This window comes from Acidovorax sp. FG60, assembly GCF_057808995.1.
Map to the genome: position 1 here is coordinate 159,662 of NZ_JBMDJC010000008.1, position 22,366 is coordinate 182,027.

Here is a 22,366-nt window from a genome sequence, read left to right on the forward strand (position 1 = left end):
GGCGGCCCGCCGCTTTTCTGCCTGGTATTTTTTATTGAGAGCCTGAACCGATGTCCCGTTCTGTCGTGCTTGTTACCGGCGGTGCTCGCCGCATTGGACGCGTGATCGCGCTTGATCTGGCTGCGGCTGGATGGAACGTGGCGATCACCTACCGGCACTCGTCGGAGGAAGCTCAGGACACGCTCAGGGAACTGCGCCGCAGTGAAGGACAAGCGGAAGCGCTCTACGCCGACTTGAGCGATGAGACCGGTTGCCGAGCGCTGGTGCCCGAGGTGGTGAGGCGATTCGGCCGCATCGATGCCGTGGTGAACAATGCGTCCGTTTTCGAGTACGACAACGCCGAGACCTGCGGATTGGCGGCGATGGAGCTTCACTGGAAGGCCAACACCGCGCCCGCCATCTTGCTGGCGCAGGCCTTGTACCAGCATCTGCTGGATACCGGGAGGACAGGGTGCGTGGTGAATCTGCTCGACCAGAAGCTGTGGAACCCGAACCCTGACTATTTTTCCTACACCCTGTCCAAGGCGGCGCTGGAAGCAGCCACAAAAATGTTGGCCATGGCCATGGCGCCGCGCTTGCGCGTAGGAGGTGTGGCCCCGGGGCTCGCCCTGCTGTCCGGGCCGATGAACGAGCGGGAGTTCGAGTTGGGCCAACGGCTCAATCCGCTGGGGCGAAGCTCCCCGCCGGAGGATATCGCCGACGCGGTCCGCTTCCTGCTGACATTCCCGGCTTCGACAGGCTCCACCATCCTTGTCGATGGAGGCCAGCACCTGACTCGCCAGCCGCGCGACGTGATGTTCCTGGCACGCGAGATGGGAGCCCGCTGAAATGTCCAACACCCTTCTGACTCCTGCATTGGCGCGGTGTCGCCGCCTTTTCCTGCGCAACCATGTGGTGGACATCAACATCGGGGCGCATGCCTTCGAGCAGGGTCATCCGCAGCGTGTGCGTATCAATGTGGATCTGTACGTTCCCCTGGCGTGCAGCACACCGGTGGATGACGATCTGGGGGAGGTCGTGGACTACGATTTCGTGCGTGAGGCGGTTCGGGAGCGCGTGGGCCGCGGGCATATCCAGCTTCAGGAGACGCTGGCGGATGATCTGCTGCGCGCGCTGCTCGCGCATCCCCAGGTACTGGCAGCACGCGTCTCGACCGAGAAACCCGATGTCTACCCCGACTGCGAAGCGGTCGGCGTCGAGGTGTTTGCATTCAAGGACGGCGTGACTGCTGGCACCCTGGGGCCGCAAGCTCAGTGACGGGCGCGCTCTTCCAGGCTGGCGCCACGGGTCCACAGCAGTAGCAGCAGGCTGGCAATCGCCGATGCCGCCAGGGATGCACCCACCGAGGTGCGTTCCGCGATGGTGCCCCACAGAATGGCCCCCGCCGCGCTGCCGCCCATGATGCTCATCTGGTAGATCGCCATGCCCCTTGCGCGCAAGGTGGCCGGCAATGCCAATTGCGCGCACATGGTGAGCGTGTTGGCCACACACAGCCAGACCGCACCGGACAGGGCGAGCGCTGGCGCGAGCGTCCACGCGCTGGGCGCCCAAACTGCGCCCAGCGTGGCCAGCGCGTGCAGCCACACGCCCCCATCGATGATCCGGTTGCGCGCCGCCAGTGCCGGGAGGCGGGGCAGGGCCATGGCGGCGAGCACGGCCCCCGCGCCCATGGAGGCCAGCAGGGTGGTGTAGGTGGTTTCGTTGGCGCCGATGTCCTTGGCGACCAGGGGCAGCAAGGCCACCAGCGCCACGGCCTGGGTGAAGAAGATGAAAGCGCGGAACAGCACCGCCCGCAGTATGGGAGAGGTCCGGGCATGGCTCACGCCATCGCGCATGGCCTGCAGCAGGCGCGGGCGTTCGGCGGGGGGAACATGGGGGACAATGGGAGCGCGCCAGATCAGTACGCCGGCCAATATGGACAGCACGGCGTTGAGTGCGAACACCATCGCCGTTCCCTGCCAGGCCAGGACGATGCCCGCGACGATAGGGCCCAGCACCCGCGTCAGGTTGATGGCCAGGGCGTTGAGGGTCAGGGCAGAGGCAAGCAGGCGCCGCTCCACCAGGTCCGGCACTAGGGCCGAGAACACCGGAAACCGCAACGCCAGTCCAACGCCATTGAGCAGGCACAGCAGCAACAGCGTTCCTGGGGTCAGGGCATCGGTGCCTGCGAGCGCCGCCAGCACGGCCGCCACAACGGCGATCCAGGCTTGCGCCACGGCGAGAAAACGCCTGCGGTTGAGCAGGTCGGCCAGCGCGCCGCTGGCCAGGCCCAGCACGAACAGCGGCAAGGTGCCGGCCGCCTGTACCCAGGCCACCCACGCGGGACTGTCGGTGAGCTGGGCCATGCGCCAGGCGGCGGTTACCTCGTGCATCCACATGGTCATGTTGCCGGACAGCCAGGCCAGCCACAGGTAACGGAAGCCCGACCCTCGGAACGGGGCGAGCAGCGAGTCGGCGTCGGCGGGGGTGTGTGGCATCAGGCCGATTTGTCCAACGCCTTGCGCCAGCCGCTATGGAAGAGGTTCACGTGGTTCAACTGCTCTTCTTGGACTTGGCCATGTCGACGAGGTCGGCCATGGTCGGGTTGTGCGCCAGCATGCCGCCGTCGGCGATGTACGTCTGCCCGTTGATGTAGCGCGCCTCGCCTGAGGCCAGGAAACACACCAGCGCTGCGATGTCCTCAGGCTCGCCGAACTCGGGCACCAGCAGGTGGCGCTGCATTACGTCGATCACGCTCGCGGCCGCGCCACGCGTGCCGGGAGTGAGCACCAGGCCGGGCGCGACGGCATTGCAGCGCACGCCCTGGGCGCCATGGTGGGTGGCAATCTGGCGGGTCAGGCCGATGATGGCTGCCTTCGACACGCTGTAGGCCATGCGCGTGATGTCGCCCGAGAAGCCGCCGGTCGACGCGGTGTTCACGATCGCGCCACCGCCTTGGGCGATCATGGTCGGCAGCGCGTACTTGCAACCCGCCAGGTAGCCGCGCAGGTTCACGGCCATGACCTGATCCCAGACCTCGAATTCGATGTCGATGGCGTTCTTGTCCTTGGCATGGATGACCGGAGAACTCAATGCGGCATTGTTATGCAGCACGTCCAGTCGCCCGAAGCGCTCGACCGTGCCCTGAACGAGTCGCTCGATGCTTCGCACGTCTGCGGCGTCGAAGACCTGCGCACTGGCACGTGGGCCCAGCTCCGAAGCCAGCGCTGCGGCCCGTTCGGCGTTGACGTCGGCCACGACCACGGTGGCGCCTTCGGCGACGAGGCGACGGCAGGTGGCCTCGCCGATGCCGGAAGCGCCACCGGTGACGATGGCAACCTGGTCCTTGAAGCGGCCCACGTGGGGGCCGGGAAGCGCGGGCTTGCTCATGGGGTGTCCTGCGACGGGGTGGCGGCGAAGCCGCGGAACTGTTCCAGGTTCACGACGGCATCCTCCGGAGGCTTGAGGAAGTAGCGCACGTGCAGGCTGCCGGGACCGAACCGGTAGGTCTCGATGCTCTCGATCACTTGGTTCGTGCCGAGGATGCAGTTGCGGTGGTGCACAGCGGCCTCGTTGCCGTTGATGATGGTGCTCACGACCTCTAGGCGGAACTGGTGGTTGTGCTTGTCGTACATCTCTTCGATGACGAGCCAACCATCGGCCTGCTGCGTGCGGCCCACGTATTCGATGTCGAGGAGGTCTGGGGCCGCTTCGCGGTACAGGGCCAGCAGGCCGGCCTTGTCGTGGTTGTTCCAGCAGCGGACTTGGCCGCTCATGAAGCGCTTGATCTGTTCTGAAGGGATCTGATGCATGGTGATTTATCTTTGTGAAGGCAGCACTCATGTCGGCAGCCCATGGAAACGGGATGAGATCGCAATGATTTCCGGGATCTGCAGTTTCGGCAGAGCACTTTCGCTATAGGCCCAGCGGGCAACCGTCACGCGCGGCTAACGGTCTGCCTCGCAGGGGCTCAAGCACCGGCCGTGGTGTTGCTCGTTCAGCGATGGCGGCAGAGCTGCGGAGCGCGCTTGCCAAGGCTTTCGGGTCGGGTGCAGGGCATCTTTCACTGCTTCAAGGCTGGTGAATGAAATAGCGCACGGTCAGCCTGCCATTGTCGAAGTGGTATAGCTCGATGGTCTCGATGGTCAGCGAATTGCCCCGCACCTTGTTCCGGTTGTGGCATGCGACCTCGCTCCCATTGATGATCAGGGCCACTTCTTCGATCTCGATCTTGGAATTTTGCTGCGCCCACATGCCTTCCAGGATCGTCCAGCCTTCGGCCGCAGGACCTCGACCGACATACTCGATTTGTAGGCTCTCGGGCGCTACGGAGCGGTAGGCAGCGAAGAAGCCTTCCTTGTCGCCGGCGTTCCAGGCCCGCACCTGGGCGTGCAGGAAGTGTTCGATGGTGGTTTTGTCCATGACATGGTCTCCAGTTCAGATTTCGGTGCCACGGACGTTGCGTGCCGTGCCATTGCGCTTGTCGCTTTCGCCCCAGGCCATCCAGCGGTCGGGCTCGCGCGTATCGCCTACCCGGCGCCATCGCCCTTCCTGCTGGGCTGTGATGGGAAAACCGCCCACGAAGTCGAGCATCCGGCCTTTGGGGTCGGGCAGGAACTCCCATTCCTCTTTGCCTTCCAGGATGATGCGCGCGTCCTCGGCGAACCAGCCGTCCTTTTCATGGCGTACCGTGCCTTCGATATCCGTGGTGCAGCGAACTTCGCCCTTTTCGTTCTGGACAATGGCGTAGCCCAGTTTGTCGTGGCCGACCAGGAAGGAGCCGACATCCCAGCTCCCGTCCTTGTAGATCGTGGCAAAGTTCCACCAGATGACGTGCATCTTGTTGTTGACGACCAGGTCCTTGTGCATGTGGATGGCGCCGCCTTCCGCCATCCAGGCCTGGTCTAGGGAAATCATGCCCTTGACCTTTCTGCCCTCGCAGGTGCCCTGCACGTCGTAGAGCTGTGCGACGTAGAAGGTGCCCCAGTCCACCCCGGGCAAATACCACTGCATGCCATTGCCGATGAGTTGGCCGGTGAGGTCGAGCAAGCCTTCTTCCCGCCAACTGAACCCGGTGCCAGAGGCGGTCAGCCGCCAGGGCTGACCGGGATCCTCTGGATGGCTGGACCACCAGGCGGTGTCGCCATCGAGCCCGCGTGCGGGAAACAGGGTGAGCGCTCTGGGGGCGATCTTTTCCTTGTCGATGCGGATGTTCTGGCCATCCAGGCGGGTGCTCTGGTAGATGAACTTGGTGGGGTTGGGCGTGCTGTCCGGCGCGTTGAGAGCCCGCACCACCGAGTAGATGTGGCCTTCATCGTCGCGCACGCTGCCAAACGGCATGTGCTTGGTGAGCTTGAGGCCGAAGTGGTCGCGCAGATCGGCCAGCCTGGCGCCGCTGACCTTTTGCGGGCCGACCAGGCATTGGTAGGCGAAGTCGGAGCGCTCGGGGATCGTGTCGAAGGTTCGCATGATCGGAGGGGCCTTCCTGATCAATCCCAGATGACGTGCACGCTCTTGGCCCCGCGCAGATGGGCGCCTTCGATTTTGGGCGCGGGTTGCTCGGGGTCGAGCCGCACGTTGGGCATGAGGTCCAGAATCCCGTTGATCGCGCAGTTCAGTTCGAGCTTGGCCACGAACTGGCCAATGCACATGTGCGGGCCAAAGCCGAAGCCGAACGACGGCTTCTGGCGTCGATCGATGTCGAACACGTCGGGATTCTCGAAGGCGCTTTCGTCGCGGTTGGCCGAGGCGACCATGCACTGGACGAAGGAGCCCTTGGGGATCGTCACGTCACCGATCTGTACGTCGGCGGAAGTCTCGCGCACCTTGAACGTGGAGGAGGGCTCGAAACGCACGGCTTCGTCGATCAGCTTGGGCACCAGATTGCGGTCGTTGCGCACGCGGTCGAGCAGGCCGGGGATGGTCAGCAGGAACGTCATCGCCGCACTGAAGGTTCGTGTGGTGGTCTCACCGGCAGCGGGCAGCAGCGAGCGGGCGAAGGTCGCGACCTCGTGGTCGTCGAGCTTGTGGCCCTCGTATTCGGCGTTCATCAGGCGGGTAATGAGGTCATCGCCCGTTGCGCCTTCGGCGCGGCGCCGCTGGACCTGCTCCATGAGCGCGTCGTACAGGCTCTTGACCGCAATGGCGGCGACCCGGCGGCCTTCCTCGGCCTTGGCTTTGTCAAGCTGGTTGGCCGCCAGCATCGATAGCGCCCAGACTGCATATTGGTTGTACTGATCGGGGTTGTCTTCCGGGAAGCCTACGAGGGCATACATGGCACGCACCGGAAAGTTCAGGCCCATTTCCATGAGGTCGGCTTTCTTGTCGGGCAGCAGAGGCATGATGAAATCCTCGCGCGCGACGCGGTCGATCTTCGGGCGCCACTTGTTCACGTTTTCCGGCATGAACGCCGGCTGCAGCAGGGCGCGCACCTTGCGGTGGGCCTCGCCGTCCATGCCCAGGATCATCAGGCCATCCCACACCTTGCCCATGCCTTCGAGGATGAATCCGCTGGTGAAGGTGTTGGCGTCTTTGAGCACATTCATCACGTCCTGATACTGGAACACGGCGTAGGTCGGCCGGGTCTGCAACCCGGCGTTGGTCGGAACCCCAAGGAACTTGGCAATGAAGTCGCCTTCGTAGACGCGTGTGGTCTTGCGCATCTCGCGGCAGGCGGCATACAGGTCGTCCGTTTTGCCGCGATAGAGGTCGGACACGCTGGCATAGGCCGCTTCGAGCTTCTGGGCGTTCTCGGTGGTGGTTTTGGTCGTGGTATTCATGGTGCGTCTCCTTTAGGGATGGATATGGGAAAGTGGGGATAACGGACTTACTTCAGATAGCGTTTCACGCGGCCAGCGGCTATGCGGCCCGGCAGCCCATTGATGCCACCGCCGGGATGGATGCCGGCGCCGCCGAAGAACAGCCCCTTCACCGGCAACGTGTCGCCGCCGAGCCCGAAGGCCGGCCGCATGAGCCCTGTGCGCGAGGCACCGGTGTCGATGTGCACCACGCAGCCGTTGGGAACATTCAGCCGACTGGCGAAGTCGGGTGCTGCTTCGGCGCGGCGGCCAATCTCCTGTGACTTGAGCCCTGGCAGGTACGCGTCCGTTTGGTCGATGACCATTTGTGTCACCGGGGCACGGATGGCATCCCATCCTTCGCGTGGTTCGAGGGGCATGGCGATCGGATACAGGTAGGCGATGTCCTGGCCTTCGGGGGCCTGCGTGGGGTCCACGGCACTCGGTGCCGTGGCCCACAGATAGGGCAGTCGGGAGACATCGCCACGCGCTGCGCATTTGAAGTTGTCGAGCACCGCTTCCACGGTGCCGATCAGCAGCACGCTCTTGCGAAGACTCAGTCCGTCGGCGCGCAAGGCTTCGTGGCGGCTGGCGCGAACCTGGCCGCGAAGTGCGACGTCGATCTTCATGGGCGAGCCGCCGTGGGCATTGGCTGGCGCCAGATCGACCCGCGTCAGGTAGCGGCGTTCTATGGCGCCAGGTGTCACCATATTCAGGGCAATCTTGGGGTGCACCGCCGCGACAACGCTGCGTGACTCGAGCACTTCGCCGCTGGCAAGCCGGACGCCCTGGGTTTGACCGCCACGGGCCACGATCTCGGCAGCAGGAGCATGGAGCCGAATCTCGCCCCCCAGTTCCGTCAGGCGGGCCGCCAGGGCGTCAGACAGAGTCTGCATGCCTCCCACGGCGCGGCCCAGGCCGAAGCGCTGGATGAAACCCAGAAGCGCGAAATAGACCCCGGTACCCTCACCTGTGATAGGGCCGGCGGCACCCAGCAGGCAGCACAGGGCGGATTGCGTGACCGGGTGCTCGAACCGTTCCATGATGGAGGTGTAGGCGGGGCTTTTCATCAAGCCCATGAGTTCCGGCCTGAGGTGCCGGTTCTTGATCAGCACCTTGAGCGCCTGCCATTTCGCTCCTAGGTTCATCTGCGCGGGATCGACCCGCATCATGGGGATCGCCAAGTCGATGAAGGTGTTTACCAGTTGCATCAAGGCCAGGAACTCCGTGGCGTCTGCCGTGCTGAAACGGCGGATCTCAGCGGCGGTCTGCTCCGCGCTGCGGCCGAATACGAGTGAGTTGCCATCCGGATGCAGATAGACATAGCCAGGCTCCATTTCGGTCTGACGAAAGCCGTGGCGCTCCAACTGGAGCTCCTGCGGCATCATGGGATGCACGCGCAGAGACATCAGATCGAGGGCGCAGGGGTGCACCAGATGATTTGGGGCTTCGGGTATCAGATAGCCGGAGGAGGCCATGCCACCGACCTTGCCGAGGGATTCGACGACGATGACCTTGCGGCCCTCGGCGGCGAGATAGCAGGCGCTGGCCAGCCCGTTGTGGCCTGCGCCGATGACGATGGCGTCATAGAGAGGTGTAGTGCTCATACAGATTCCTGGAAAAGAAGAGGGCGGGCTTAGGCTGGCGCGACTGGCTTCCACCAATGCAAGTGTTCGGACGCATCCTGGAGCCGCTGCCAGGCGATGGCCACGGCGATCCTGGCCGCCGGGAGCTTCATGCCCAGGCCGAGCAGGATCATGACCACGGTCTCGCGGATGCAGGCCCCATTGAGCTGTCCCGTACGGGAGATGCGCCGAGCCCCTTCGACACTGGTGCCTATCACCAGATCGAAGGCGGCCTCGATCGAGTCGAACTGGAAGACGCCTTGCTCGCGTCCATAGTTCAGGCTGCGGAAAGCCAATTGGCGGCGCGGATCGTCGCCGTTGATGCGATCGACCAAGTCCGCATGCGAAACTATGGCGCCATGGGCAGGATCCATCGCCGCACGGGCCAGCGCCATCAACGGGCCCGTGGCGAGCATCACTGCGCCGTCATCCAGGGGCTCGAATAGGCGTTCGAAACTCTGCAGCATTTCGCTCGCTGTGGTGCGGCCGATCTCCGCAAGAACTTCGTCCAGCGTGTCGAAGTATTTATAGAAAGTGCCGCGGGAGACATTGGCCGCACGGATCACGTCATCGATCACGGGGCGGCGTTTTCCCGCGCTCTTGCGGTAGGCGTCCATGGTGGCCGCAATCAGGCGTTCGCGCATGCGCTCGCGCCGCTCCCGCGCCACCCGGCGGCGGTGATCACCCAAGGGATGTTGATCCTTTATTGGGTCGATCGGAGGCAGATGCGCGTCCATGATCGGGCGGCCTACAGCGCATTCATCGAGGTATTGGCCATCCGAGAGGGTTCTGTCAACCTGCCTCGCCGCTCCGGCCACGCGGCCAGTGCTTTCGCCGACTCCTTGGGCCTTTGGACGGCGAGCCTCAGAGAGAGGCGGGCTTGAGGAATGGTTGTGCATGGAATAATTGAACACTTTTTTTGATTGTGCTCATATGTTCATCGGAATGACATAGGTGTTTACTATGTGCCTTCACGGGTTTACGAGTTATTTGATATGTGTTAATTGATGCACAATTCAAAAAAATGTCTATAAATCACCGAGCGCCATGCATAGTTTGCGAAGGAGGCCTGCGATGACCAGCACCAGAACTTCATCCCTTGAACGGGCATTTGCGGGGGTCGCGGACAACTACCGCGGATCCGACGTCGATCTCCATGCGGTCTACGCCGCCATGCGCCGGAATTCCCCCGTGGTGGCGGAAAACTTCATGGCCGGGCTCGGTGTGCCCAATATCGCGGGCCAAGATGCGAACCGTCCGACGTTCACGGTCTTCAAGTACCGTGACGTGATGGCGGTGCTTCGGGATCCGACCCGCTTTACCAGTGGCTTCATCGCGGAAGGCCTGGGCGCTTTTTTTGACGGCTTGATCCTGACAGGGATGGACGGAGAGGAGCACCGCCGGGCACGGGCACTGCTGCAACCGGTCTTCATGCCCGACGTGGTCACCCGGTGGAAGCCGAAGATGGACGCCATCATTCGCGATGAATACCTGCTGCCGCTGGTAGCCTGCAAGCGCTCTGACCTGATGGACTTCGCGCTGCACTTTCCCATCCGACTGATCTATTCGCTGATCGGTTTTCCGGAAAATGATCCAGAGCGCATCCACCAGGTCGCCGCCTGGGCCCTGGCCATCCTCGCGGGACCCCAGGTCGACCCGGAAAAGGCAGCCCGGGCGCGCGGAGCGGCCATGGAGGCCGCCAAGATGCTCTATGACGCAGTCAAGGAAGCGGTGGTTCAGGTGCGGGCCGAAGGCGCGACGGGGGAGGATTTGATCAGCAGGCTGATTCGCGCTGAGTACGAGGGCCGCCAGTTGGACGACCATGAGATCTCGACCTTCGTGCGCTCGCTGCTGCCGGCCGCCGGTGAGACCACCACGCGCACCTTCGGGTCGCTGCTGGTATTGCTGCTGGAGCGGCCGGAACTGCTCGAGCGTGTGCGCAATGATCGCGCGCTGGTCGGCAAGGCGATCGACGAAGCGGTTCGGTTCGAGCCCGTCGCGACATTCAAGGTGCGCCAGGCGGCCGAGGATCTGGAGATCGGTGGCGCGCAGATCCCGAAGGGCGCGATGGTGCAGGCGATCGTGATGTCGGCCAATCGTGATGAGGATGCCTTCGAGCAGGCCGATCGGTTCGACATCGACCGCAAGCCCAAGCCCTCGTTCGGTTTTGGCTTCGGTCCGCACATGTGCATCGGCCAGTTCATCGCCAAGACCGAGATGCAGGTGGCGCTCAATGCCGTGCTGGATCTATTGCCCAACCTGCGGCTGGACCCTGCGAGGCCCGCTCCTCGGATCTCCGGAGCCCAGTTGCGCGGCCCCCATGAAGTGCACGTGGTGTGGGATTGAAGGAGTTCCCATGAAGAACCCGTTCCAGATGTCTCGTCGCCGTTGGCTGCTCGTGAGTGCGGCCAGCATCGCTTCCAATCCGCTTGCTGCCCAGGATGCCTTTCCTAGTCGGCCCGTGAACCTGGTGGTGCCTTTTCCGCCTGGAGGCCTTGCCGACAGCGTGGCGCGGCAGTTCGCGCCGTCGCTGGAGCGGGTGCTTGGCCAGCCCGTGGTGGTTCAGAACCGCGCGGGCGCGGCCGGTGCGATCGGCGCGGCCGCCGTCGCCAGCGCCAAGCCTGACGGCTATTCGATCCTCTTCACGCTGTCGAGCTTGTCAACTTTGCCTGAGCAAGCCCAAGTCAACCAGCAAAAGCCGGCATTCCTGCTGAGCCAGCTCAAGCCGGTGGCGCGCATCAGCACCGATCCGCTGGCTATCGTGGTGAGGGCCGATAGCCCTCTGAAAATCTTGAGCGACCTGATGGTCCGTGCGCGTTCGCGGCCCGGCGAGATGAGCTATGGCTCGTCAGGGAACTACGGCACCGTGCACATTCCGGTGGAGATCTTTGCCCATGAGGCCGGGCTCAAGCTCAACCACATCCCCTATGCGGGAGGCGCGCCCCTGATGGTGGGGCTGCTTGGCGGCCAGGTCGATTTCACGATGTTGCCGCGTTCCTCGATCGCTTCCCATGTCCGGGCGGGCAAGCTGCGCGTCCTGGCCACCGTGGGGGCTGAGGAGTGGCCACAGTTCCCGTCCGCTCCAAGCACCGAGGCCTCGGGACTGAACGTGGGCGTGCTGCCTTGGACGGGGGCCTTCGTACCGTTTGACGTGTCGCCGACCGTGATGGAGCGGTTGCAGTCGGCATTTCGCATCGCCGCCGAGAATCCCGAATTCAAGCAAGCGCTGCTCAAGGCGGAGGGAACTCCCGCCTACCTCGACGCGGACGAGTTCCGGGCATTCTGGAGTCAGGACGCTGCACGCATGAACCAGGCGGTTCGGCGCATGGGCAAGCTCGAATAGGAAGTGACCGATGGATCTGGGCATCGCTGGCCGCAAGGCCATCATTTGCGCTTCTTCGAGAGGGCTCGGGAAGGCATGCGCCTTGGCGCTCGCGCGGGAAGGCTGCATGGTGGTCATCAATGGCCGCAATGCGCAGGCGCTGCATGCAGCCGCTGCGGAGATCGCGGCAGTGTCGGGCCAGCCTCCGGTCGCCGTCATGGGGGATGTCGGCACCGATGCGGGGCGCGCCGCGCTGCTGGCCGCCTGTCCGTCCCCTGACATCCTGGTGACCAACAACGGCGGGCCAGCGCCAGGCGAAGCCGGGCAATGGGACCACGCAACGTGGATCGCGGCCGTCGAGAGCAACATGCTCAGCGGCATTTTGCTGATCCAGGCGGTGGTGCCCGGGATGCGGGAGCGCCGCTTCGGGCGCATCGTCAACATCACGTCGGCCATGGTGAAATCGCCGAAGCTGATGCTCGGACTCTCGACGGCCTCGCGAGCGGGCCTGACCGCCTTCTCGAAGGCCATGTCCAACGAGGTGGTGCGGGACAATGTCACCATCAACAACCTGCTGCCCGAACGCATCGAGACCGACCGCATCGCATACATGGCTGGGCAACTGGCCCAGCGCAGGCAGATTTCCCAAGAGCAAGCCCGCGCGGAGTTGCTCAAACCTGTCGCCGCCAAGCGGTTTGGGCGACCTGAAGAGTTCGCGGATGCTTGCGCTTTCCTGTGCTCGGCCCAGGCGGGCTACATCAGTGGCCAGAATCTGCAGGTCGACGGCGGCAGCTATGAAGGCCTGATCTAGCGGGGGCTGCTGGAAAAAGTTTTCCAGTCTTGGGGCGGGGTTTCGGTTTCGGCGAAGTCCAGTTCGACTTCAATGCCATTGGGATCGGAGAAAAACAGTTGCCATGTCCTGACCGATCCTGGCGCACGGATGAGTCGCAGCCCCACATTGTGCGAACGCAAGGTGGCGGCGGTCTCCTGCAATCCCTCGGCCCAATAGGCCATGTGATCGAGCGCGCCACGACGGGGCATAGGCATTCGATCCACAGCGACCACATGCAGGATGGGCTGATTCCCCGCATAGAGCCATAACCCCGGAACCGGAAATGGGGGACGCGGGCCCTCGCGCATGCCGAGCAGATCCACGTAGAAAGCCCGCGTCGCCTCCAACTGATCCGTCACGATGGTGAAGTGGTCTGGGCGCTTGATCATGAAGCTTCCCTTTCGCATGCGGGCCGTCTGGCGGGACGCGGGGAGATGGGCGTGCAGTGCACGAAGCGGTGGCGAGTTGATGGGGGGGCTCCGCACCGGGCCCCCGTGCCCGCCCGCTACTGCGCTGCGGGCAAGCGCACCACCATACCATCCAGGGCCGCCGTGACCATGATCTGGCACGACAGCCGGCTGTGGGGCTGACGGGGCTCGCCTGTGCAGTCCAGCATGGCATCTTCGGTATCGTCGATAGAGCTGAGCTGCTCGGCCCAGGGTTGCTCGACGTATACGTGGCAGGTCGCGCATTGGCAGGCGCCGCCGCAGTCGGCGTTCATGCCTGGAAGCCCATTGGCGAGCGCGGCTTGCATGACGCTCGTGCCTTCGGCCACGTCCAGCTCGGTACGTTTGCCATCGGGTGTGACATAGATGATTTGCGGCATGGGGTCTCCTTAAAATTGAATCGGTAATCAGAGCGATCGGCTGATGATTTCTTTCATGATTTCACTGGTTCCGCCGTAAATGCGCGCCACCCGGGCATCGACCCAGGCGCGGCTGATCATGTACTCGCTCATGAAGCCGTAGCCCCCGTGCAGTTGCAGCAGTTCGTCCAGGATCTTGCCCTGCATTTCGGAGCCCATGAGCTTGCACATGGCACCGACTTCCGCGCTGAGTTCTCCACGCATCGCCTTGGCCAGGCAGTCGTCGACGAACACGCGCAGCATGGTGGCCTGGGCCTTGCATTCGGCGAGCTTGAATTTGGTGTTCTGGAAGTCGAACACTGTCTTGCCGAACACCTTGCGGTCACGGGTGTACTGGATCGTCTGCTCGATGAGCGAGTCGATCGATGCGGCCGCGCGGATGCCGATGATGGTGCGTTCCCAGGCCAGTTGGTGGGTCAGGTACTTGAAGCCCTGGCCTTCTTCGCCGAGCCGGTTTGCCATTGGAACCGAGACGTTGTCGAAGAAGAGCTCCGACGTGTCCTGGCCCTTGAGTCCGATTTTTTCGAGCCTGCGGCCCTTGGAAAAACCAGGCCGGTCGGTCTCGACGCAGATCAGCGTCAGTTCCTTGGCTGCCGGATCCAGCTTGGTGGCCGTCACGGCAAGATCCGCGTTGCCCCCGTTGGTGATGAAGGTCTTCTGGCCGTTGATGGTGTAGATGTCGTCGCCGCGCACGGCGGTGGTGCGCATGCTGCGCAGGTCGCTGCCTATGCCGGGTTCGCTCATTGCGATCACGCCAATCGTCTCGCCGCTCACCATCTTGGGCAGCCACCGCTGCTTCTGCTCTTCCGTGCCGTAGGCCACGATATAGGGCGCGACGATTTCCGAGTGTGTGGTGAATCCGACCGCGGTGGCGTTGACCCGCGCAAGTTCTTCGATCATCACGGCCGAATGGCCGAAATCGCCGCCCGCGCCGCCGTACGCTTCAGGGACAGTGGAGCACAGCAAGCCGGCTTCGCCAGCCTTGAGCCAGACGCTCTTGGGCACGATACCCTCGGCCTCCCAGGCATGCAGGTGGGGCACGATCTCACGTTCAATGAAGCGGCGGGCCTGTTCGCGGAACTGCTCGTGGTCTTCTCGGAATACGGGGCGCATGGAAATGTCCTGGTTCTGGGGGCTCGCCATCAGCGTCCGGTGAACTGCGCGGGGCGCTTGTCCAGAAAGGCGTTGACGGCTTCGAGGTGGTCTTCGGTGTGGTGGGACAACGCTTGGTAAGCCGATGAGAGCTCCAACAGCGTGTCAAGGCGCACATGCTGGCCTTCGCGCAGCAGGCGCTTGGTCAACCGAAGCGCATGCGACGGGTTGAGGGCGATGCGTTGGGCGAGCGCCTGTGCCTGGCCCAGCAACTGGTCGGCGGGAAAAACGTCGGCAACCAGGCCCCAGGACAGCGCCTTGGCGGCATCGATGGTGTCGCCGGTGAAGGCCAGGAGGCTGGCCTTGGGCATGCCGATCACGCGCGGCAGCAGCCAGGCGCCACCGTCCCCGGGCACGATGCCGACCTTGACGAAGCTCTCCGCGAACAGGGCCTTGTCACTCGCAATCCGGATGTCGCACATGCAGGCCAGATCCAGGCCCGCGCCAATCGCAGGACCATTCACCGCTGCGATCACCGGCACGTCGAGCTCGTAGAGCGCGAGGGGAATGCGCTGGATGGTGTCGCGGTAACTGTCGCGCACCTCGTAGGGGCTGCCCGCGAAAATGCCGCCGCGCTGCTGCATGTCCTTCACATTGCCGCCAGCGCAGAAAGCACTGCCTTCGCCGGTCAGCACCAGGGCCTTGATGCTGTGGTCTGCACGAATCTGGCGGCACAGGGCCACCAGTTCATCCATGTGCGCGGGATCGGTCAGGGCGTTGCGCGTCTCGGGACGGTTCAACCGGGCGGTCAGCACGGGGCCGTCGCGTTCGATCAGCAAGAAGGGGGTAGGGCTTTGTTCGCTCATGGGGTGGGAATTCATGTGGAGGACAGGGCTGCCAGGCGGCCACTGGTTACGGCAGGCCACAGCGAGGCAGAGCCGCCTTGGGCGACGGCCCTTCCCAGCCGCTGTGTCCAGTGCCCCTGGTTGCCGAACTCGCTGCGCCAGGCCCAGAGCCGGCGGGTGCCCAACTGCAGCGCATGCTCGTGCGTAAAGCCGATGGCGCCGTGCACTGCATGGGCCATGGCGGCCACCGCACCGGCGGCTTCTGCGCCGCAGACCTTGGCCGCGGCAATCTGCCAGGCCGCCAGTTGGCTGCCCGATTCCGCGAAGGCGGCCTCGGCGCTGACGAGCGCGCTGCCCGTGTGCTGAGCCATCTGCGCCAACTGGTGCTGAATGGCCTGAAATGCGCTGATGGGCTTGCCGAATTGAACCCGCTCGGTGGCGTAGCGGGTGCTCAGATCCAGCGTGGTTTCGAGGGCTCCGGCCATCTGGGCCGTGCGCAGCATGGCCCCTCCCCACCAGATCACATCGTCGGGCCAATCGGCGGGGACATCCGCGATCGCGATGGGCGTGGTGTTCTTGAAGCTGAGGTCGTCCCGCGGCTCGCCGGCGGTGTTCTGCTTGGTGCTCACTTCCGCGTCGCGGCGCGACAGCAGGATCAACGTCGTTCGTTCGCCGGGGACGAGAGCGACGACGTGCTCCACATCGCGCCCCCAGGGTACGTCGCACAGCGTGCCTGTGACGAGGGTTTCCGCAGGCGCAACCCAGGGTGCGTCGAAGAAAGCTCCTTTTGCGGCATGGTTGAGCGACAGCGTGCTGCGCATGGAGATGCCCAGCGGTTCATTGCGGGCCTCGATCCCGCACTGGCCCAGCAACCAGTTCGCGAACATGGTCTCGGGCAGGGGCAGGGGCAGATTGTGGCGTCCTGCAGCCTTCACGACCCCGTACAGGTCTTCCCAGGAGGCGCCAGCGCCGCCCAGGTGTTCCGGCGCGGCGGCCACAGCGAACCCGGATGATTCGAGGGCTGCCCACAGGTCGGCCGGCCAGTGGCCCGCCTCGCAGTGGCGGATCAGTTCCGGGGTGACGAGATCGGCCAGCAGCCGCTCGATGGTGGATTCAAACAATTCACGCATGCTTGTGTTCTCAACGCAGCCCGAGACCGCGGGCGATGATGCCGCGCAGGATTTCGCGTGTGCCACCACGCAGCGAGAAAGAAGGTGCCATCTGCATCAAGGCCGCCAGCACTTGCGCATGGTCACTGCCCCCGCCGACGGCGGGCGCCACATCGAGCACCTGTTGGGCGAGTTCAGGGATCTCCTGCTCAAACGCAGCACCCAGATCCTTCAGGCAGGAGGCCGCCCAGGCGGGGTTGCCTCCTGCGGCCAACTCGGCCGTGACCGCCAGCGACATCTGGCGCAGCACGACAAGGCGCGCGCTCAGGCGACCCACGGCATGGGCCTGCAGGGCATCCGGTTGTGCTCCGACGGCGTCGATCAGCGTGTGCAGCAGCGCCATGCTGCTCAGGAAACGCTCTGGCCCGCTGCGCTCGAAGGCGAGTTCCGCGGTGACTTGTTCCCAGCCCTGGCCTTCGGTGCCGATCAAGGCATCGGCATCCAGGCGGACGTCGTCGAGGTAGACCTCGTTGAAGTGTTCACCGCCCGCCAGGTCACGGATCGGGCGCACCGTGACGCCGGCGGCCTTCAGGTCAATGATGAACTGCGACATGCCTTCATGGCGCGCAGCCTTCTCGCCCGTAGCAGCACCCGTGCGCACCAGGGCGATCATGTATTGCGCGTGGTGGGCATTGGTGGTCCAGACCTTCTGGCCGCTCAGCCGCCAGCTGCCATCGCCCGCCGCTTCATCACGCACCGCGCGGCTGCGGATCGAAGCGAGGTCCGAGCCCGAGTTGGGCTCGCTCATGCCGATGCAGAAATAGACCTCGCCCTTGCAGATCCCAGGCAAGTACTTCTGGCGCTGGGCTTCCGTGCCATAGCGCAGGATCAGGGGGCCGCTCTGGCGGTCGGCGATCCAGTGGGCGGAGACGGGGGCCCCGGCCGCCAGCAGCTCTTCGATCACGACATAGCGCGCCCAAGGGCTGGCGTCGTGGCCGCCATACTGGTGTGGCAAGGTCATGCCAAGCCAGCCGCGGCACCCCAATTCCCGGCTGAAGGCCGGGTCGGCGCCCATCCACGAGTCCGCGCGGCGCAGGGCGCTCCGATCCTTGAGTGCGGTGGCGAGAAAGCGCCTCACCTCGGCCCGGAGCGGCTCGACGTCTGCGGGGATGCGGTGGTATTGGAAAGATGCAAGCGCCATAGGGTACGGCCGGTTTCCTGGGTTGATGCCGATGGCGGGTTACAAGGCGGTCTGGGCGTCGGCGGCGGCAAACATCTTGTTGATGTCGCCCGAGGTGACCGGACGCTCCGGGTCACGGAGCGGAGCCGCGCCACCCATGCCGCAGGCCGGCTCGATGCTCACGTGCTTGGCCTGCGCCTTCAGCGCGCCGACGGTGCAGTTTTCGCGGCCCAGGATGGCGAAGGGGTCGTAGGAGAACTCGCGCATCGCATTCAGGTGCGTGATCTTGTTGATGACCTCGTCGCTCAGGTGCTGAGATTGCTTCCAGAACACGTTGGCGGATTCCGGCCATGTGCAGTCGGAGTGCGGGTAGTCGCATTCCCAGGTGACCTTGTCGACATTGATGAAGTCCAGATTGCGCAGGCCGAACTCGTCCTCGATGAAGCAGGTGATGATGTGCTCGTTGAAGACGTCGCTGGGCTTCTTGCCGCCAAAGTTGGAGTTGGTCCAGGCGTTGTGGTGGTTGTGGGTGAAGTTGGCGCGTTCCAGCAGGTAGGGGATCCAGCCGATGCCGCCTTCGGACAGGGCCATACGCAGCTTGGGGAATTTCTTCCACATGGGGGCCCAGATCCAGTCGGCGGCGGAGTTGGAGATGGAGATGGGCATCGACGTGATCCAGGCATCGATCGGCGACTCGTCGGATGCATGGGCCGCTTTGACGCCGGTGCCGATGTGGCAGCAGATCACCACGTCGTTGTCCGCGCATGCCTTCCACAGGGGATCCCAGTAGCTGTTGTGGATGGACGGGTACCCATGCACGGTAGGGTTGTCGGAGAACGTGAGGGCATGCACACCCTGCTTGGCCAGGCGCTGGACTTCCGCCGCCGCCGCCTGCATGTCGAACCAAGGAGCCATCATCAAGGGAATGAAGCGGCCCGGTGCAGCGTTGCACCAATCGTGCAGATGCCAGTCGTTGTAGGCCTGGATGGCTGCGAGCGAGACACCGCGGTCTTCGTAGCTCTGAAACCGCTGTCCCGCAAAACCCGGGAAGGTCGGGAAGCAGATCGAACCCAGAACGCCATTGGCATTCATGTCATCGACACGGGCCTTGATGTCCCAAGTGCCGCGGCGCATCTGTTCGTAGCCCAGCGGCTCCATGCCGTATTCCTCTTTGGGGCGGCCGACCACCGAGTTCAGGCCCATGTAGCCCGTGGCTTTTTCCTCGAACACCCAGACGTCGCGACCTTTGTGGTTCTCGACGCGGGGCTCGCGCCCCTTGTACTTCGCGGGCATATGGCGGGCGAATGCATTGGGTGGCTCGATGGCGTGATCGTCAACGCTGACGAGGATGAGATCTTCCAGTTTCATCTTGTCTCCAGAGGGTGAGGCGATGGGGCTTGGCTCGGGGTGGCCGAACCAACGGCATAGGGTGGGATGCTAGATCAAATACTGTACAGATTCAAGAATAATGTTCATATTTGGCAAGGAATACATGCGATTCTAGGGAATACCACTAGCCGAACCGGCTAGGTGGGCGCCTCCCTGGAACATTTCGGCGCCATGCGGATGAGGGGCCTGGAGTCCGGCAATCCAGTGCACATCTGAGCCGAGGTAATTTCGGCTTGCGCCCTAGATCAAAGTGATTTTTTGCTATTAATTTGGAAGCTGTATGCGCTTGCCACGCTTTGTTTTCTTGGGGTTGGTGCCGCAATTGCACGCCTTTTCCGGAGGCGTTATGGCAGCCATCCAGGCTGGCTGCGCAGGAACTGTCCGAGTTCACCTGACGGCAGCGGGCGGCTGAAGTGGTAGCCCTGGGCTTCGTCGCAACCCTCCTCGCGCAGGAACTCCAGTTGCGCTTCGGTTTCCACGCCCTCGGCTGTAGTCTGCATGCCCAGGGCCTGGGCCATGCGGATGATGGCACTGACGATGGCACGATCGTTGTTGTTCCGATCCAGATCCTGGACGAAGGACTGGTCGATCTTGAGCTTGTAAATCTGGAAGCGCTTGAGCTGGCTCAGGGAAGAGTAGCCAGTGCCGAAATCGTCCATCGACAGGCGCACACCACGGCCTCGCAGCTTGTCCATCGTGGCAGCCGCTTGGTGCGGATCATTGATGGCCACGCCTTCGGTCAGCTCCAGTTCCAGCGAATCGGGAGGGATTCCGGTGTCCTGCAGTATGGAGTTGATGATCTCAGGCAGTTGTGGCTGGCGGAACTGAATGGCAGAGAGGTTCACGGCCACCTTCAAATCGCGCAGTCCGTCCTGGCGCCACGTCTGCAATTGCCGCATGGCGGTGCGCAGCACCCATTCGCCGATCTGCAGGATTTGGCCGCTGTCCTCGGCGATGGGGATGAATTCGGCCGGCGAGACGCGGCCCAGTTCGGGATGATCCCAGCGCAGCAAGGCTTCCACGCTGTGGACGCGGCCGGTGCGTAGCGTGACCTGGGGCTGGTAGTGCAGCGAGAGTTGGTTGCGATCCAGTGCACGGCGCAGCGCGTTTTCCACTTGCAGCGCGCGCCGCGACTGGGCCTGCATCTGCGGCGTGAAGAAGCGGTAGGTGTCGCGGCCGGCCCGCTTGGCGTGGTACATGGCCGTGTCGGCGGCCTGGGTCAGGGAGTCAATGTCATGGCCGTCATCGGGATACAGCGCGATCCCGATGGAGGGGGCGATCATGAGCTCATGGTGGTCGATCCGATACGTCAGGCGCGATGCCTTCTGCAGTTTGGCGGCGATGCGCTCGGCGCCCTGGGCATTGGCGTTGGGTAGGAGCAGCACGAACTCGTCGCCGCCGATGCGTGCCACGGTGTCACATTGGTTCACGACTGTGCGCAGCCTTCGAGCGAACTCAATCAGCAGCGTATCGCCGACGCGGTGGTTCAGCGAGTCGTTGACGTGCTTGAAATGGTCGAGATCGAGAAACATCACTGCCAGTTGCCTGCCGCTGGCTCGGGCCAATTCAATGGCTCGCTCGGTGCGCTCGGCCAGCAGTGTCCGGTTAGGCAGGCCCGTGAGCGCGTCGTAGTGCGCCATCCAGTAAATGCGCTCCTGGTCGAGCTTGCGGTCGGTGATTTCGCGGTGCAGGTTCTCCACGGTGGCCCTGAGCCCCCGCTGAGGCCGCTGCTTGAACTGCTCGTGCGCTTCATTCAGGGCCTGTTGCGCGAGCAGGTTCTCCCCCATGTCACTGACGATCCAGATTGAGCCCTCGTGCAGGTTGTCGGCGTTAATGAGGCGGCCCGTAAGCTCTCCCCAAAACAGGCTGCCGTCCTTGCGCCTTAGGCGACGCTGTGTGCGGTAGGCATGGCCCGCGCTGAGCGTGGTGTAGGCCTCGCGTCCAAGGCTGCGCAAGTCGCCTCGGCTGGGATGGAGTTGCTCGCTGCCCACGCCTACCAGCGCGTGCTCGTCTGGGTATCCGAAAATGTCCGCGCATCGCCGGTTGCAGCGGACAATGACACGTTGGCGGATGTAGACGATGCCGACGCCCGCAGTGTCCAGCGCGTGCTGTTCCCGCAGGTTGCACTCGACGGAGGCGGCCATTGCTGACGGATAGTCCAGGATATCCCTGCGGGTTGGGTCCCGCCAGGTTATTTCACCGTGCTCTGGGCCGGAGCCTGGAAACCAACCAGTGGTAAAAGGCTGACAAGAGGTGTGCATCTGATGGTGCTCTTCATGAGATCCAGCCGCTTACTCGGCTTGGATGCCTGCGGCCCTAATGATCTTTCCCCATAGATCACGTTCTTTTGTCTGGTATTTCCCAAGCTGGCCCAGGGGCTGGATGAACGCCAACGTGCCCGATGCCTTCATGGCTGCTTGCACTGCCGGCGTCTCATTGGCTTGAACCAGCAAGCGGTACATCTTTTGAACGATCGGCTCGGGAGTCATGGCTGGCAGATAGGCTGCCAGCCAGAAACCTATGTCCATGCCATCGATTCCGCTTTCACGGAAGGTTGGCAGGTCGGGTGCGAATGGGCTGCGGACTTCATCGGTCACGGCCAGTGCTTTGATTTTTCCGGAACTGACGTAAGTCCAGGCCGAAAAGTCGGTGAACATGAAGTCGATTTCTCCACTGATCAGATCCGGCATCATCGAATTACCGCTGCGATAGGCTGCCCCTACCACTTTCACTGCGGCGGTCTGCTGCAGTACCTCGGCGGGCAAGCGGCTGGTGATGCTCGTGTAGCCGAAAGTGAACCGGCCTGGATTGCTCTTAATCTGCTGGAGGAACTCCTTGGCAGATGCCGCCCTGACCTTGTCCGGATTGACATACAGGTACATGGGGCCCTTGGAGAGTGTCGTCAAAGGGACAAAGCCGTTGACTGGATCGTAGGGCAGGTTCTTGATCACGTGGGGGTTGCCGGTGAATGCCACGTTCCCCGAGATCAGAAGGTTGTATCCATCGGGTTTCGCCGAACCGATCAATTGCGCCGCAATGCCGGAACTGCCGCCAGGGCGGTTTTCGACCACAACAGGCACTCCTGCAGCTTTGGACATCTCGCTTGCGAGGGCTCGGGTGTAGACGTCTGGGGCCGAACCCGGCGTGAAGGGAGTCACGACCTTGACGGGTTTTTCCGGGAAGCCGGCGGCCCCGGATGCATCGGCACCCGCCAAAAAGAACATGAGCATGAGCGCCTTGACCCAAGCTGGAGCCTTCTTCATCGTTTGTATAAAGAATTAAATTCTGTATCTAGAATTTTGTGATTCTGCTCGGCCCGCGCTGCCTTGGG

General features: G+C 63.5%; 22 protein-coding genes. 5 read left to right on the forward strand and 17 right to left on the reverse strand.

The window, feature by feature from the left end; genetic code table 11:
* The first annotated feature begins 50 nt into the window (after positions 1–50).
* A complete protein-coding gene (locus ACODS0_RS13935) occupies positions 51–827 on the forward strand; it encodes an SDR family oxidoreductase (RefSeq protein ID WP_060987167.1) in 777 nt (258 codons plus the stop codon).
* Position 828: 1 nt separating this feature from the next.
* Positions 829–1,257 carry a dihydroneopterin aldolase gene (locus ACODS0_RS13940; RefSeq protein WP_060987166.1) on the forward strand — a complete coding sequence of 143 codons (429 nt, stop codon included), beginning with the start codon at positions 829–831 and terminating at the stop codon, positions 1,255–1,257.
* Here the strand turns inward: ACODS0_RS13940 and ACODS0_RS13945 are convergent.
* From ACODS0_RS13945 to ACODS0_RS13980, 8 genes are all read right to left on the reverse strand, one after another.
* The gene (locus tag ACODS0_RS13945) at positions 1,251–2,477 is read right to left on the reverse strand and encodes an MFS transporter (RefSeq protein ID WP_060987165.1); all 1,227 of its coding nucleotides are present in this window, start codon (positions 2,475–2,477) and stop codon (positions 1,251–1,253) included. The two genes, ACODS0_RS13940 and ACODS0_RS13945, sit on opposite strands and share 7 nt — an antisense overlap.
* 55 nt (positions 2,478–2,532) lie before the next feature.
* Positions 2,533–3,369: an SDR family NAD(P)-dependent oxidoreductase gene (locus ACODS0_RS13950; RefSeq protein WP_060987164.1), complete on the reverse strand. Its 837-nt coding sequence runs from the start codon at positions 3,367–3,369 to the stop codon at positions 2,533–2,535.
* The gene (locus tag ACODS0_RS13955; RefSeq protein WP_063460654.1) at positions 3,366–3,791 is read right to left on the reverse strand and encodes a hypothetical protein; all 426 of its coding nucleotides are present in this window, start codon (positions 3,789–3,791) and stop codon (positions 3,366–3,368) included. The genes ACODS0_RS13950 and ACODS0_RS13955 overlap by 4 nt, the downstream gene beginning before the upstream one ends.
* Positions 3,792–4,050: 259 nt before the next feature.
* Positions 4,051–4,401: a nuclear transport factor 2 family protein gene (locus tag ACODS0_RS13960; protein WP_060987163.1), complete on the reverse strand. Its 351-nt coding sequence runs from the start codon at positions 4,399–4,401 to the stop codon at positions 4,051–4,053.
* Between the two features lie 15 nt (positions 4,402–4,416).
* On the reverse strand, positions 4,417–5,448 hold the full coding sequence (locus ACODS0_RS13965; RefSeq protein WP_060987162.1) for a hypothetical protein: 1,032 nt from the start codon (positions 5,446–5,448) through the stop codon (positions 4,417–4,419).
* A gap of 20 nt (positions 5,449–5,468) precedes the next feature.
* Positions 5,469–6,758: a cytochrome P450 gene (locus ACODS0_RS13970; protein ID WP_060987161.1), complete on the reverse strand. Its 1,290-nt coding sequence runs from the start codon at positions 6,756–6,758 to the stop codon at positions 5,469–5,471.
* Positions 6,759–6,805: 47 nt separating this feature from the next.
* On the reverse strand, positions 6,806–8,383 hold the full coding sequence (locus ACODS0_RS13975) for a phytoene desaturase family protein (protein WP_488835569.1): 1,578 nt from the start codon (positions 8,381–8,383) through the stop codon (positions 6,806–6,808).
* A 29-nt stretch (positions 8,384–8,412) separates the two neighbouring features.
* Entirely contained in the window at positions 8,413–9,138 is a 726-nt protein-coding gene (locus ACODS0_RS13980; protein ID WP_158603247.1) for a TetR/AcrR family transcriptional regulator, read from the reverse strand.
* 337 nt (positions 9,139–9,475) lie between these two features.
* Between ACODS0_RS13980 and ACODS0_RS13985 the strand changes: the two genes are divergently transcribed.
* Genes ACODS0_RS13985 through ACODS0_RS13995 form a run of 3 tightly spaced genes read left to right on the forward strand, consistent with a single transcriptional unit; the run spans position 9,476 to position 12,534 of the window.
* Positions 9,476–10,747 carry a cytochrome P450 gene (locus ACODS0_RS13985; protein ID WP_121506356.1) on the forward strand — a complete coding sequence of 424 codons (1,272 nt, stop codon included), beginning with the start codon at positions 9,476–9,478 and terminating at the stop codon, positions 10,745–10,747.
* 10 nt (positions 10,748–10,757) lie between these two features.
* A complete protein-coding gene (locus tag ACODS0_RS13990; protein WP_488835572.1) occupies positions 10,758–11,744 on the forward strand; it encodes a Bug family tripartite tricarboxylate transporter substrate binding protein in 987 nt (328 codons plus the stop codon).
* A gap of 10 nt (positions 11,745–11,754) precedes the next feature.
* Positions 11,755–12,534 carry an SDR family oxidoreductase gene (locus tag ACODS0_RS13995; protein WP_488835574.1) on the forward strand — a complete coding sequence of 260 codons (780 nt, stop codon included), beginning with the start codon at positions 11,755–11,757 and terminating at the stop codon, positions 12,532–12,534.
* Here the strand turns inward: ACODS0_RS13995 and ACODS0_RS14000 are convergent.
* The 9 genes from ACODS0_RS14000 to ACODS0_RS14040 all read right to left on the reverse strand — a co-directional run bounded on the left by ACODS0_RS14000 (position 12,531) and on the right by ACODS0_RS14040 (position 22,298).
* Positions 12,531–12,944 (reverse strand): VOC family protein, encoded by a 414-nt coding sequence (locus ACODS0_RS14000; protein WP_488835576.1) that lies wholly within the window; start codon positions 12,942–12,944, stop codon positions 12,531–12,533. The genes ACODS0_RS13995 and ACODS0_RS14000 overlap by 4 nt on opposite strands.
* A gap of 116 nt (positions 12,945–13,060) precedes the next feature.
* Positions 13,061–13,381: a 2Fe-2S iron-sulfur cluster-binding protein gene (locus ACODS0_RS14005; protein WP_060987152.1), complete on the reverse strand. Its 321-nt coding sequence runs from the start codon at positions 13,379–13,381 to the stop codon at positions 13,061–13,063.
* A gap of 27 nt (positions 13,382–13,408) precedes the next feature.
* Entirely contained in the window at positions 13,409–14,533 is a 1,125-nt protein-coding gene (locus ACODS0_RS14010; RefSeq protein ID WP_060987194.1) for an acyl-CoA dehydrogenase family protein, read from the reverse strand.
* A 29-nt stretch (positions 14,534–14,562) separates the two neighbouring features.
* Positions 14,563–15,378 carry a crotonase/enoyl-CoA hydratase family protein gene (locus ACODS0_RS14015; protein WP_060987151.1) on the reverse strand — a complete coding sequence of 272 codons (816 nt, stop codon included), beginning with the start codon at positions 15,376–15,378 and terminating at the stop codon, positions 14,563–14,565.
* An 11-nt stretch (positions 15,379–15,389) separates the two neighbouring features.
* Positions 15,390–16,487 carry an acyl-CoA dehydrogenase family protein gene (locus tag ACODS0_RS14020; protein ID WP_063460650.1) on the reverse strand — a complete coding sequence of 366 codons (1,098 nt, stop codon included), beginning with the start codon at positions 16,485–16,487 and terminating at the stop codon, positions 15,390–15,392.
* 10 nt (positions 16,488–16,497) lie between these two features.
* Positions 16,498–17,667 carry an acyl-CoA dehydrogenase family protein gene (locus ACODS0_RS14025; RefSeq protein ID WP_060986061.1) on the reverse strand — a complete coding sequence of 390 codons (1,170 nt, stop codon included), beginning with the start codon at positions 17,665–17,667 and terminating at the stop codon, positions 16,498–16,500.
* 39 nt (positions 17,668–17,706) lie between these two features.
* Complete coding sequence (locus ACODS0_RS14030; protein ID WP_060986060.1) at positions 17,707–19,014, reverse strand: amidohydrolase family protein; 1,308 nt, start codon at positions 19,012–19,014, stop codon at positions 17,707–17,709.
* Between the two features lie 365 nt (positions 19,015–19,379).
* Positions 19,380–21,179, reverse strand: coding sequence for a putative bifunctional diguanylate cyclase/phosphodiesterase (locus ACODS0_RS14035; RefSeq protein WP_488835580.1), 1,800 nt, complete (start codon positions 21,177–21,179; stop codon positions 19,380–19,382).
* A gap of 147 nt (positions 21,180–21,326) precedes the next feature.
* Positions 21,327–22,298: a Bug family tripartite tricarboxylate transporter substrate binding protein gene (locus ACODS0_RS14040; RefSeq protein ID WP_488835582.1), complete on the reverse strand. Its 972-nt coding sequence runs from the start codon at positions 22,296–22,298 to the stop codon at positions 21,327–21,329.
* Positions 22,299–22,366 lie beyond the last annotated feature (68 nt).

What these genes read in the sequence shown, in the direction of transcription:
- ACODS0_RS14005 (WP_060987152.1), bottom strand. Translation starts at nt 13,381, where the DNA reads ATGCCGCAAATCATCTATGTCACACCCGATGGCAAACGTACCGAGCTG.
- ACODS0_RS14035 (WP_488835580.1), bottom strand. Translation starts at nt 21,179, where the DNA reads ATGGCCGCCTCCGTCGAGTGCAACCTGCGGGAACAGCACGCGCTGGAC.
- ACODS0_RS13945 (WP_060987165.1), bottom strand. Translation starts at nt 2,477, where the DNA reads ATGCCACACACCCCCGCCGACGCCGACTCGCTGCTCGCCCCGTTCCGA.
- ACODS0_RS13980 (WP_158603247.1), bottom strand. Translation starts at nt 9,138, where the DNA reads ATGGACGCGCATCTGCCTCCGATCGACCCAATAAAGGATCAACATCCC.
- ACODS0_RS14010 (WP_060987194.1), bottom strand. Translation starts at nt 14,533, where the DNA reads ATGCGCCCCGTATTCCGAGAAGACCACGAGCAGTTCCGCGAACAGGCC.
- ACODS0_RS13950 (WP_060987164.1), bottom strand. Translation starts at nt 3,369, where the DNA reads ATGAGCAAGCCCGCGCTTCCCGGCCCCCACGTGGGCCGCTTCAAGGAC.
- ACODS0_RS13960 (WP_060987163.1), bottom strand. Translation starts at nt 4,401, where the DNA reads ATGGACAAAACCACCATCGAACACTTCCTGCACGCCCAGGTGCGGGCC.
- ACODS0_RS13970 (WP_060987161.1), bottom strand. Translation starts at nt 6,758, where the DNA reads ATGAATACCACGACCAAAACCACCACCGAGAACGCCCAGAAGCTCGAA.
- ACODS0_RS14020 (WP_063460650.1), bottom strand. Translation starts at nt 16,487, where the DNA reads ATGCGTGAATTGTTTGAATCCACCATCGAGCGGCTGCTGGCCGATCTC.
- ACODS0_RS14040 (WP_488835582.1), bottom strand. Translation starts at nt 22,298, where the DNA reads ATGAAGAAGGCTCCAGCTTGGGTCAAGGCGCTCATGCTCATGTTCTTT.
- ACODS0_RS13995 (WP_488835574.1), top strand. Translation starts at nt 11,755, where the DNA reads ATGGATCTGGGCATCGCTGGCCGCAAGGCCATCATTTGCGCTTCTTCG.
- ACODS0_RS13935 (WP_060987167.1), top strand. Translation starts at nt 51, where the DNA reads ATGTCCCGTTCTGTCGTGCTTGTTACCGGCGGTGCTCGCCGCATTGGA.
- ACODS0_RS14025 (WP_060986061.1), bottom strand. Translation starts at nt 17,667, where the DNA reads ATGGCGCTTGCATCTTTCCAATACCACCGCATCCCCGCAGACGTCGAG.
- ACODS0_RS13990 (WP_488835572.1), top strand. Translation starts at nt 10,758, where the DNA reads ATGAAGAACCCGTTCCAGATGTCTCGTCGCCGTTGGCTGCTCGTGAGT.
- ACODS0_RS13985 (WP_121506356.1), top strand. Translation starts at nt 9,476, where the DNA reads ATGACCAGCACCAGAACTTCATCCCTTGAACGGGCATTTGCGGGGGTC.
- ACODS0_RS14015 (WP_060987151.1), bottom strand. Translation starts at nt 15,378, where the DNA reads ATGAGCGAACAAAGCCCTACCCCCTTCTTGCTGATCGAACGCGACGGC.
- ACODS0_RS13940 (WP_060987166.1), top strand. Translation starts at nt 829, where the DNA reads ATGTCCAACACCCTTCTGACTCCTGCATTGGCGCGGTGTCGCCGCCTT.
- ACODS0_RS14030 (WP_060986060.1), bottom strand. Translation starts at nt 19,014, where the DNA reads ATGAAACTGGAAGATCTCATCCTCGTCAGCGTTGACGATCACGCCATC.
- ACODS0_RS14000 (WP_488835576.1), bottom strand. Translation starts at nt 12,944, where the DNA reads ATGATCAAGCGCCCAGACCACTTCACCATCGTGACGGATCAGTTGGAG.
- ACODS0_RS13975 (WP_488835569.1), bottom strand. Translation starts at nt 8,383, where the DNA reads ATGAGCACTACACCTCTCTATGACGCCATCGTCATCGGCGCAGGCCAC.
- ACODS0_RS13955 (WP_063460654.1), bottom strand. Translation starts at nt 3,791, where the DNA reads ATGCATCAGATCCCTTCAGAACAGATCAAGCGCTTCATGAGCGGCCAA.
- ACODS0_RS13965 (WP_060987162.1), bottom strand. Translation starts at nt 5,448, where the DNA reads ATGCGAACCTTCGACACGATCCCCGAGCGCTCCGACTTCGCCTACCAA.